Below are 10,407 nucleotides of genomic sequence, written 5' to 3'. Positions count from 1 at the left end.
ACCTGCTGCGGGTGATGTTACGCAGCACCTACGAGGTCTTCACGGCATCGAGCGGTGCGCAGGCGCTGGAGATCCTGCATCGTGAGCGCATCGACGTGATCGTCAGCGACCAGCGCATGCCCGGCATGACGGGCGTGCAGCTGCTCGCCAAGGTGGGCCAGGCGTGGCCGGGCACGGTGCGCGTGCTGTTGACCGGCTATGCCGACCAGTCGGCCATCCTCGGCTCGGTCAACGAGGGCCAGATCTTCCGCTACGTCGCCAAGCCCTGGGACCAGGACGCGTTCCGCGTGACCCTCGCCGAGGCGGCCGAGGTCGGCCAGATGCAATCGCGGCCGGCCCCGATCGTCACCCCGCCGGGCTCGGCGGCGCGCGCCGCGTCGCGACCCACTGCGGGCGTGCTGCTGCTCGACGACAACGAAGCCGATTGCGCGCTGATCCGCGAGGCGCTGGGCACCCAGTTCGCGGTGCACTGCGCCGATAGCGTGGCCTGCGCACTGCAATTGCTGGCGCGCCACGACATCGGCGTGATGGTGTGCGAATCGCGCGTCGGCGGCACCGACACCGGCCAGCTGCTGCATACGCTGAAGACCCACTTCCCGGCACTGATCACCGTGATGCTGACGCACCACACCGATGCGGACGAGGTGGTGCGCCTGATCAACCAGGCCCGCATCTTCCGCTTTGCCAGCAAGCCGATCCGGCCGGCGGCGCTGAGCCTGGCGGTGACGGCGGCGATGAAGGAGCACCATCGCTGCCTGAACGACGCACGCCACGTCGCACTGCACCGCACGATGCGCCTGCCCGGGCTCGACACGCCCTTGGCCAGCGGCATCCTGCAGGGCCTGAAGGCGATCACCGCGCGCTGGCGGCTGTTCTCGGCCTGAGGCGCCGGGAGCCGATACCATCGCGGCCACGATGGATGACATTCCCGACTGGCTGCACCACCTGAACACCCTGGCCGACCAGCCCCCGCTGCTGCTGCGCGAGCGGCTGTGGCTGCAGGCCACCGATGCGGTGATCGGCTCGATCGAGCCGCTGCTTGCCCGCCACATGGCCGAAGCCGACCTGCCGATGCGCCCGCGCGCCGGCGGCTGGCAGGTCGAAGGCCCGCCCGACGCGGCGCTGGCAGTGATCGCCCACTGGCTGCACGAGCATCAGCTGGGCGGTGCCTGGCGCAACGAGCTGCTGGTGGTGGCGAACGAACACGGCGAGCGGCAGGCGCTGATCGAGCGCGCCGCGGTGCGCCCGCTGGGCATTGCCACCGTCGCGGTGCACCTGGTGGGCCACACCGGCGACGGCCGCGTCTGGGTGCAGCAGCGCGCTTTCGACAAGGCGACCGACCCCGGCCAGTGGGACACGCTGTCGGGCGGGATGCTGTCGGCGAGCGAGACCGTTGCCTCCGCCCTGCACCGCGAGACCTGGGAGGAAGCCGGGCTGGAGGTGGCGACGATGCGCAACGTGCGCGCGCTCGGCCACCAGCTGGTGCGCCGCCCGGTCGACGTGCACGGCTACATGGTCGAGCGCATCGAGATGTTCGAGGGCGAACTGCTGCCGGACCTGGATCCCGACAACCAGGACGGCGAGGTCGAGGGTTTCGACTGCGTGCCGGCCGAGCAGCTGCTGGAGAGCGTGAAGGCCGGCGTCTTCACGCTGGAGGCGGCCCTGGTGCACGCGCACTGGCTGCGCCGGCACCAATACTTCTAGGCGCGGCTTCTAGGATTCGTCAGAGGATAGCGCCGACAGCTGCGAATGCCGGATGCGCGTCTGCGACAGCGCGCCGGCTGATTCGAGGATCGGGTAGGCGATCGAGCAGATGTGCGAGTTGATGCGCTTCAGGTCGCTGATCAGGTCGATGTGCAGCGAGCTGGTCTCGATGCTCTGCGCCGTGTTCTCCTGCAGCCGCGCGATGTGGCTGGCGGCGTACTCGTGCTCCAGGTCGCGGAAGCGCGCCTTCTCTTCGAGCAGCCGCTTCGCGTCGCGCACGTGGCCGTCGAGGAAGACGCTCATGCCCAGCCGCAGGTTGGCCATCAGCCGCTCGTGCAGGTGCACGATCTCGGCCATGCCGGCGTCGGAGAAGCTGCGGTTCTTGCGCACCTTCTTGTCCTCGATGTCCTGCAGCACGCGCTCGATGATGTCGCCGATCTGCTCCATGTTGATCGTGAACGAGACGATGTCGGTCCAGCGCCGGCTCTCGCGCTCGGACAGCGCCGCCCGCGAGATCTGGGTCAGGTAGAACTTGATCGCCGAGTACAGCTCGTCGACCACGTCGTCCATCTTGCGCAGCTGCTCGGCGAGCGCCAGGTCGTTGTAGCGGATCACCGGCAGGATGCCGCGCAGCATSGTYTCSACCACGTCGGCCTGGTGCAGCGCCTCGCGCGCTGCGCAGGCGATCGCCACCGACGGCGAGCTCAGCGCCAGCGGGTCGAGGTGGCGCGGCCGGTCGGTGCCGAGCGCGCGCGGCTGCGGCAGGTAGCGGTCGAGCAGGCGCCCGACCAGCGGCGTGAACGGGATGAAGAGCACCGAGCGCGCGACGTTGAACGCGAGGTGGAAGACCACCACCTGCTGCAGCACGGTCGGCACGTAGTCCTGCAGCAGGATGTGGGCCTGCGGCAGCAGCGGCACCATCGCGAGGCAGCCGGCCAGCTTGAACAGGAAGTTGCCGAACGGCATGCGCCGTGCCAGCACCGAGCCGCGCGCGGTGGCCAGCAGCGGCAGCGCGCCGGTGCCGAGGTTGGCGCCCAGCACCAGCCCGAGCGCCACCGGCGTCGGCAGCAGCCCGGCGTTGGCGAGCATCGCGACCAGCAGCACGGTGGCGAGGCTGGAGTACGAGACGACGGCCAGCAGCGCGCCGATGGTGATCTCGAGCATCACGTCGTTGGGCAGGCTGACCAGCATCGCGCGCACCGCGGGCGAGCGCGTCAGCGGCTCGGTGGCGGCGACGATCAGCTGCAGCGCGAGCGTGATCAGCCCGAGCCCGATCACGACGCGGCCGACCCGGCCGATGCTGCGGTCTTCCTGCGACAGGAACATCACCACGCCGGCGAAGATCAGCAGCGGCGAGATCCACGACAGGTCGAACGACAGCAGCACCGACATCAGCGCGGTGCCGATGTCGGCGCCCAGCATCACGGCCAGCGCGGCGCCGGTGTCCATCAGGCCCTTGCCGACGAACGAGGTGACGATCAGGCTGGTGGCGGTGCTCGACTGCACCAGCGCGGTGACGCCGATGCCGGCCAGCAGCGCGCCCAGGCGGTTGCGCACGCTGCGCGAGATCACGGCCCGCAGGTTCTCGCCGAACACCCGCAGCATGCCGACCCGCACGATGTGCGTGCCCCAGACGAGCAGAGAGATGGCGGCGAGCAGGTTCAGCAGGTGTTGCATGTTCTGCCGTTGTAACCCAGATTCGGGCCAGTCTTTGCGATCATCCAGGCATCCAACTGCGGGGGAAGGCTCATGGGACGGAACATGTGGCGGTGGCGCGCGGCGATCGCCGGTCTGTGGATGGTCTGCGCTGCCGCGGCGTCGGCGGCCAGCCTGCGGGTGGCCAGCGGCTTCGACCCGCAGACGATGGACCCGCATGGGCTCGCGCTGCTGTACCACTCGCGGGTCATCACGCAGGTGTACGAGTCGCTGGTCGGGCGCGACGAGCAGTTCCGGCTCGAGCCGGCGCTCGCGCTGTCATGGCAGGCGCTGAACGACAGGACCTGGCGCTTCCGGCTGCGGCCCGGCGTGGTGTTCCACGACGGCGCGCCGATGAGTGCCGACGACGTGATCTTCTCGATCGACCGGGCACGCCAGCCGCCGTCGCAACGCGCCTTCCAGCTCGGCAGCGTGGCCGAGGTTCGCAAGGTCGACGCGCTGACGGTGGATGTCGTGTTGAGTTCGCCCGACGCGGTGTTTCCCGAGAAGCTGCCGTTCATCGGCATCATGAGCAAGGCCTGGGCCAGCAAGCATGGCGTCGAGCGGGCGCAGGACTTCARCGGCAAGCAGGAGACCTTCGCGGTGCGCAATGCCAATGGCACCGGGCCGTTCCGGCTCGACCGCTACGAGCCGGACGTGCGCGTGGTGCTGAAGGCGAACGCGCAATGGTGGGGCCGCGGCGACAAGCGCAACGGCAACCTCGACGAGGTGACGTTCCTGCCGATCCGCCAGGAGGCGACGCGGCTCGCGGCGCTGAGCTCCGGCGAGGTCGACCTGGTGCTGGACCCGCCGTTCCAGGACGTGGCGCGCCTGAAGGCCGACCCGGGCCTGACGGTGCTGCAGGTCGCCGACCTGGGCCAGCAGTACCTCGCGTTCGACCAGTCGCGCGAGCAGCTGCTCGATGCCGACGTGAAGGGCCGCAACCCGTTCAAGGATCGGCGGGTGCGCCAGGCGGTCTACCAGGCGGTCAACGTCGACCTGATCGTCAGCAAGGTGCTGCGCGGGCAGGGCACGCCGACCGGGGCCTTCCTGTCGCCGATGGTCGACGGCTCGCTGGCCGAGCTCGACAAGCGGCTGCCCTATGACCCGGCGGCTGCGAAGAAGCTGCTCGCGCAGGCCGGCTACCCGGATGGCTTTGCGGTGACGCTCGACTGCGTGAACATCGCCTGGCGCGAGAACGTCTGCCAGGCGGCCACCGCGATGCTGGCGCAGGTGGGCATCCGCACGACGCTGCGCTCGTCGGCGACCAACCAGTTCTTCCCGAAGCTGAGCCAGGCCACCGGCACTTTCGTCGAGTTCGGCTGGACGCCGACCACCGATGCCTGGGCGACGCTGAACGCGTTGTTCCACAGCTACGGCAAGGGCGGGGCGGGCACCTTCAACGTCGGCCGCTACAGCAACCCGGCGCTGGACACGCTGATCGACGGCATCCGCGTCGAGCCCGACCTGATGCGCCGGCGCGCGATGGTCGGCGTTGCGCTGCGGCTGATTGCCGAGGACCTGCCGTACGTGCCGCTGTACCGGCGCACGCTGAGCTGGGCGATGCAGAAGAAGGTGAAGGCGGTGCAGTGGCCGGACGACGTGCTGGCTTTGCGCTGGGTGCGGATGTAGTTCGGGTTGTTGGCGCGGAAGGCGGGTGCGGCGAGCCCCACACCCCCCGCCCGCGCCTTTGCGCGACCCATGCCCCAGCCCCTATGTCTTCATTTGCAGCAACCGCGAGATCGTGTCCGCCGCCTCCAGCAGCTTCGGCAGGAACACCTCCAGCATGTGCCCCGGCGGCGTGCGGTTCACCTGCCCGCTGATGTTCAGCGCGGCGATCGCGCGGCCGGAGCGGTCGCGGATCGGCGCCGACATCGACACCAGCCCTTCCTCCAGCTCCTGGCTGACGAGGCTCCAGCCCTGGCGCCGCACCTGGGCGATCAGGCCCTTCAGGCGCTGCGGGTCGGTCTCGGTGTGCGGCGTGCGGGCGGTGAGCGTCATCGCGTCGATGCGCTGGTCGAGCTCGTCCGGCGCCAGCCCGGCCAGCAGCGTGCGGCCCATCGACGTGCAGTAGGCCGGCAGCCGGCTGCCGATGCCCAGGTTGATGCTCATGATCTTGTGCGTCGGCACGCGCAGCACGTAGACGATGTCGCCACCCTCCAGCACCGCCGCCGAGCTCGATTCCTTCACCTGCTCGACCAGCGCCTCCATCACCGGCTCGGCCAGGTTCCACAGCGGCAGCGACGACAGGTAGGCGAAGCCGAGGTCGAGGATCTTCGGCGTCAGCCGGAACTGCCGGCCCTGGCTCTCCACATAGCCCAGGCCTTCCAGCGTCAGCAGGATGCGGCGCGCGCCGGCGCGGGTCAGGCCGGTGCGCTGCGCGACCTCGCTCAGCGTCTGCTGCGGCGCCTTCGCGCTGAAGGACCGGATGACGCTCAGGCCGCGTGCGAACGACTGCACGTAGGTGTCGCCGGGGCGGGGTTTGTCGGACGCTGGGGCAGGGGAGGTGTCGTCGTCGGGCGAGGTCATCGGCGCAGTCTAGCGCCGGGTTTTGCGCGATCCTGTAGGTCGTATTGATGAGATCGATTGCGACGGCAGATGTCATGCGCATCGCGCGGTGTGGCATCAGGGTTTCACCGGGTAAAGCCGGGGTGAGGCAGGGAACGGCGGTGGCAGGCAGGCGACCCAACCCGCACACCTCCACTTCCTGCGAAAGGATGTCTCATGAAGCCCCTGATGATCCTTGCCGTCGCTGCGCTCGCCACGCAGGGCGCTGCCTTTGCCGCCGTGGCATCCGGCAGCACCACGCCGGATGCCGCCTACGTCGAACGCATGCACCTGATCGGCCGCACCCCCGAGCCCGGCGAACAGGCCGTGCCGCTGCCGCCCGAGACCTCGGCGGAGAACGCCGCCGAGCGGCAGCAGGACTACCTGGAGCGCATGGCGCTGATCGGCCGCACACCCGAGGCCGGTGAGGTGGCGGCCGCCGCGGCGCCGGGCCACGAGCTGCTGGCCACGGCGCCGAGCTTCGAGGAACGGATGAAGCTGATCGGTCGCACCCCCTACCCGCAGTGATGCCGGGGCGCGGTATGGTTCGGGACTTGCAATGCGGTCCCGAACCCCCTGCCGGAGCCCCCGATGAAACGATTCCTCCCCGTGATGCTGCTGCTCGCCATGCTTGGCGCGCAGGCAGCCGACCTGTCGAAGCTGCGCGTCGGCGTCGAAGGCGCCTACCCGCCGTTCAGCACCGTCGGCCCCGACGGCAAGCTGCAGGGCTTCGACATCGACATCGCGAACGCGCTGTGCACCGAGATGAAGTCCCGCTGCACGCTGGTGCAGCAGGAGTTCGACGGCCTGGTCCCGTCGCTGCAGTCGCGCAAGTTCGACCTGGTGGTCGCGTCGATGGCGATCACGCCCGAGCGCCTGAAGGTGGTCGCGTTCACCGACAAGTACTACAACAGCGCGAACAAGCTGATCGCCAGGACCGGCTCGCCGATCGACGGCTCGCCGGCGCGCTTCAAGGGCACGCGCATCGGCGTGCAGCGCACCACCATCAACGACCGCTACGTCACCGCCAAGTTCACCGAGGCGACCATCGTGCGCTACGCGAGCCAGGACGAGGTCTACCTCGATCTCGCGGCCGGCCGCATCGACGCGACGATGGTCGACGGCATCGCCGGTGACATCGGCTTCCTGAAGACGCCGGCCGGCAAGGGCTTCGGTTTCGTCGGGCCGGACTACCGGGATCCGGAGTATTTCGGCGCCGGTGCCGGCATCGCGCTGCGCCAGGGCGACACCGAACTGCGCGACCGCCTGAACGCCGCGATCAAGGCGATCCGCGCGAACGGCACCTACCAGAAGCTCGCGGCGAAGTACTTCAACTACGACATCTTCGGCCAGTGATGCTGCACGGCTACCTGCCGAGCCTGCTGGAGGGCCTGCGGCTGACGCTGGGCGTGGCCGTCGCGTCGCTGGCCGTCGCGGTGCTGCTGGGCCTGGCGGGTGCCGCGGCGAAGCTGTCGGGTTCGGCGTTCTGGCGGCGCGGCGCGACCGTCTACACGACGCTGATCCGCGGCGTGCCCGACCTGGTGCTGATGCTGCTGGTCTTCTACGGCGGCCAGCTCGCGGTGAACGAGATCGCACCGCACCTGGGCATCGACGAGTACGTCGACATCGACCCGTTCGTGGCCGGCGTCGCGACGCTCGGTTTCATCTTCGGCGCCTACCTGACCGAGACCTTCCGCGGTGCGATCCTCGCGATCCCGCACGGGCAGGCCGAGGCGGGGCTGGCCTTCGGCATGACGCCGCTGCTGGTGTTCCGGCGCATCGTGCTGCCGCAGATGCTGCGGCTCGCGTTGCCCGGCTTCGCGAACAACTGGCTGGTGCTGGTGAAGTCGACCGCGCTGGTCTCGGTGATCGGGCTGACCGACATGATGCAGAAGGCCGGGCAGGCCGCCGGCGCGACGCGCGAGCCGTTCACCTTCTACCTGGCCGCGGCCGGCGGCTACCTGCTGATCACGACGGCCTCGGTGCTCGCGCTGCGCGCACTGGAAAAGCGCTGGTCGCCGGGCGTGCCGGCCGTCTCGTTGTGAAGGCAGCGCCTTGAGCTTCGACGCCATCGTCGACAACCTGCCGCTGTACCTGTCCGGCGCGTGGACGACGCTGCGGCTGCTGGCGATGTCGCTGGCGCTCGGCCTGCTGGGCGCGATCCCGCTCGGCGTGCTGCGCGCCTCGAGCCGGCGCCGCTGGTGGATGCCGGTGTGGTGCTTCACCTTCGTGATCCGCGGCACGCCGCTGCTGGTGCAGCTGTTCCTGCTGTACTACGGCCTCGCGCAGTTCGAGGCGGTGCGCGCGAGCCTGCTGTGGCCGCTGCTGTCGAGCGCCTGGTTCTGCGCGGTGGCCGCGTTCGCGATCAACACCTGCGCGTACACCACCGAGATCATCGCCGGGGCGATCCGCACGACGCCGGCGGGCGAGATCGAGGCGGCGCGCAGTGTCGGCATGCCCTGGCTGCTGATGGTGCGGCGCATCCTGCTGCCGTCGGCGCTGCGGCGGGCGCTGCCGGGCTACGGCAACGAGGTGGTGCTGATGCTGCACGCCACCTCGCTCGCGAGCATCGTCACGCTGCTCGACCTGACCGGCGTCGCGCGCGACGTCAACTCGCGCTTCTTCCTGCCGTTCCCGGCCTTCATCACCGCGGCGCTGTTCTACCTGGCGATCACGTTCGCACTGGTGGCGCTGTTCCGCCGTGCCGAGGCGCGCTGGGCACGCCACCTCCGACCCCGCTCCTGACGTTCATCCCACTCTCCGATGCAAACCCGACACCACCCGCTGAAGGGCGCCTCGCTGCTGACCCGGCGCGAGATCGTCAGCTTCCACTACGGCCCGCAGGACAGCGGACGCAAGGTCTACGTGCAGGCCTCGCTGCATGCCGACGAGCTGCCCGGCATGCTGGTCGCGCACCACCTGCGGCTGCGGCTGGCGCAGCTCGAGAGCGAGGGCCGCCTGCGCGCCGAGGTCATCGTCGTGCCGGTGGCGAATCCGATCGGGCTCGACCAGCAACTGATGCGCATGCCGATCGGCCGCTTCGAGCTCGGCAGCGGCGAGAACTTCAACCGGCACTACCCGGCACTGTTCGAGCCGGTGCRCTCGCGCATCGAGGTGCTGCTGGGCGACGACCCTGTCGCCAATGCGCAAAGGGTGCGCGAGGCGCTGCGCGAGGTGGTGCAGGTGCTGCCCGAGACCCATGAGCTGATGAGCCAGCGCAAGACGCTGATGGCGCTGGCCTGCGATGCCGAGGTAGTGCTCGACCTGCACTGCGACAGCGAATCGGTGGCCCACCTCTACACCGGCACACCGCTGTGGCCCGAGGTCGAGCCGCTCGCACGCTGCCTGGGCGCGCAGGCCTCGCTGCTGGCGCTGGAGTCGGGTGACAACCCGTTCGACGAGGCGTGCTCGCAGACCTGGTGGCAGCTCGCGGCGCATTTCGGCGAGCAGCGCCCGGTGCCGCTCGGCTGCCTGTCGGTCACGGTGGAGCTGCGCGGCGAGACCAGCGTGACGCATCCGCAGGCTGCGGCCGATGCGGCGGCGCTGCTCGATTTCCTGACACTGCGCGGCCTGGTCGAGGGCCCGGCACCCACGCTGCCGCCGCTGCTGTTCCCCGCCACGCCCCTGTCGGGCACCGAGGTGGTGTCCGCGCCGGTGAGCGGCGTGGTCGCCTACCACCGCGAGCCCGGCGACGTGGTGCAGGCCGGCGACCTGATCGCCGACGTGATCGACCCGATCAGCGGCGAGGTGCATCCGCTGCACACCCGCACCGAGGGCCTGTTCTTCGCGCGCGACCGCGTGCGCTATGCCATCGCGGGAAGGCCCTTGTTCAAGGTGGCGGGCACCACGCCGATCCGCAGCGGCAAGCTGTCGAGCGATTGATGACGGACCCGCGGATGATGCAGCTCCAGGTCGAGGGCCTGCACAAGAAGTTCGGCGCCGTCGAGGTGCTGAAGGGCGTCTCGCTCAGCGCCAGCCAGGGCGACGTGATCAGCATCATCGGCTCCTCCGGCTCGGGCAAGAGYACGCTGCTGCGCTGCATCAACCTGCTGGAGCAGCCCGATGCGGGGCGCATCACGCTGTCGGGCGAGGCGATCGCGCTGAAGCCGGGCCGCGACGGCCGCCTGCAGGCCGCCGACGCGAAGCAGCTGCAACGGCTGCGCAGCAAGCTCGCGATGGTGTTCCAGCACTTCAACCTGTGGGCGCACATGACGGCGCTCGAGAACGTGATCGAGGCCCCGGTCCACGTGCTGGGCGTGCCGAAGGCGCAGGCCGTGGAGCGCGCCGAGGCGCTGCTCGCGCGCGTCGGCGTGCTGCACCGCAAGGGCCTCTATCCGTCGCAGCTGTCGGGCGGCGAGCAGCAGCGCGTCGCGATCGCGCGGGCGCTCGCGATGGAGCCGCAGGTGATGCTGTTCGACGAGCCGACCTCGGCGCTCGACCCGGAACTCGTCGGCGAGGTGC

General features: G+C 69.9%; 11 protein-coding genes. 9 read left to right on the top strand and 2 right to left on the bottom strand.

Going from position 1 to position 10,407, the window contains the following annotated elements; translation table 11 throughout:
* Positions 1–884, top strand: an 884-nt coding sequence (locus tag AC1D12_RS13850; protein WP_477841002.1) for a response regulator, incomplete at its 5' end; no start/stop codon positions are given.
* A 31-nt stretch (positions 885–915) separates the two neighbouring features.
* The gene (locus AC1D12_RS13845) at positions 916–1,704 is read left to right on the top strand and encodes an NUDIX hydrolase (RefSeq protein ID WP_477841000.1); all 789 of its coding nucleotides are present in this window, start codon (positions 916–918) and stop codon (positions 1,702–1,704) included.
* 9 nt (positions 1,705–1,713) lie between these two features.
* On the opposite strand, the gene AC1D12_RS13840 is transcribed toward AC1D12_RS13845, so the two are convergent.
* Complete coding sequence (locus AC1D12_RS13840; RefSeq protein ID WP_477840999.1) at positions 1,714–3,381, bottom strand: Na/Pi cotransporter family protein; 1,668 nt, start codon at positions 3,379–3,381, stop codon at positions 1,714–1,716.
* A gap of 72 nt (positions 3,382–3,453) precedes the next feature.
* Here AC1D12_RS13840 and AC1D12_RS13835 point away from each other — a divergent pair, with 72 nt between their 5' ends.
* Positions 3,454–5,031 (top strand): ABC transporter substrate-binding protein, encoded by a 1,578-nt coding sequence (locus AC1D12_RS13835; RefSeq protein WP_477840997.1) that lies wholly within the window; start codon positions 3,454–3,456, stop codon positions 5,029–5,031.
* A gap of 81 nt (positions 5,032–5,112) precedes the next feature.
* Here AC1D12_RS13835 and AC1D12_RS13830 read toward each other — a convergent pair whose 3' ends face one another.
* Entirely contained in the window at positions 5,113–5,928 is an 816-nt protein-coding gene (locus AC1D12_RS13830) for an IclR family transcriptional regulator (RefSeq protein WP_477840995.1), read from the bottom strand.
* A 195-nt stretch (positions 5,929–6,123) separates the two neighbouring features.
* Here AC1D12_RS13830 and AC1D12_RS13825 point away from each other — a divergent pair, with 195 nt between their 5' ends.
* The 6 genes from AC1D12_RS13825 to AC1D12_RS13800 form a co-directional block, all read left to right on the top strand.
* Positions 6,124–6,474 (top strand): hypothetical protein, encoded by a 351-nt coding sequence (locus AC1D12_RS13825; protein WP_477840993.1) that lies wholly within the window; start codon positions 6,124–6,126, stop codon positions 6,472–6,474.
* A gap of 63 nt (positions 6,475–6,537) precedes the next feature.
* Positions 6,538–7,302 (top strand): ABC transporter substrate-binding protein, encoded by a 765-nt coding sequence (locus AC1D12_RS13820; protein WP_477840992.1) that lies wholly within the window; start codon positions 6,538–6,540, stop codon positions 7,300–7,302.
* On the top strand, positions 7,302–7,991 hold the full coding sequence (locus AC1D12_RS13815) for an ABC transporter permease (RefSeq protein ID WP_477841004.1): 690 nt from the start codon (positions 7,302–7,304) through the stop codon (positions 7,989–7,991). Before AC1D12_RS13820 ends, AC1D12_RS13815 begins: the two co-directional genes overlap by 1 nt.
* Before the next feature lie 10 nt (positions 7,992–8,001).
* The gene (locus AC1D12_RS13810) at positions 8,002–8,691 is read left to right on the top strand and encodes an ABC transporter permease (RefSeq protein WP_477840990.1); all 690 of its coding nucleotides are present in this window, start codon (positions 8,002–8,004) and stop codon (positions 8,689–8,691) included.
* Between the two features lie 18 nt (positions 8,692–8,709).
* Positions 8,710–9,828 (top strand): succinylglutamate desuccinylase/aspartoacylase family protein, encoded by a 1,119-nt coding sequence (locus tag AC1D12_RS13805; protein ID WP_477840989.1) that lies wholly within the window; start codon positions 8,710–8,712, stop codon positions 9,826–9,828.
* 14 nt (positions 9,829–9,842) lie between these two features.
* Positions 9,843–10,407: ATP-binding cassette domain-containing protein (locus AC1D12_RS13800; protein WP_477840986.1), on the top strand; the 565-nt coding region annotated here is incomplete at its 3' end.

Source organism: Rhizobacter sp. P1_G5, assembly GCF_056405435.1.
The sequence above is the reverse complement of the archived record's forward strand: the minus strand, read 5'-3'. Positions and strand labels throughout refer to the sequence as shown.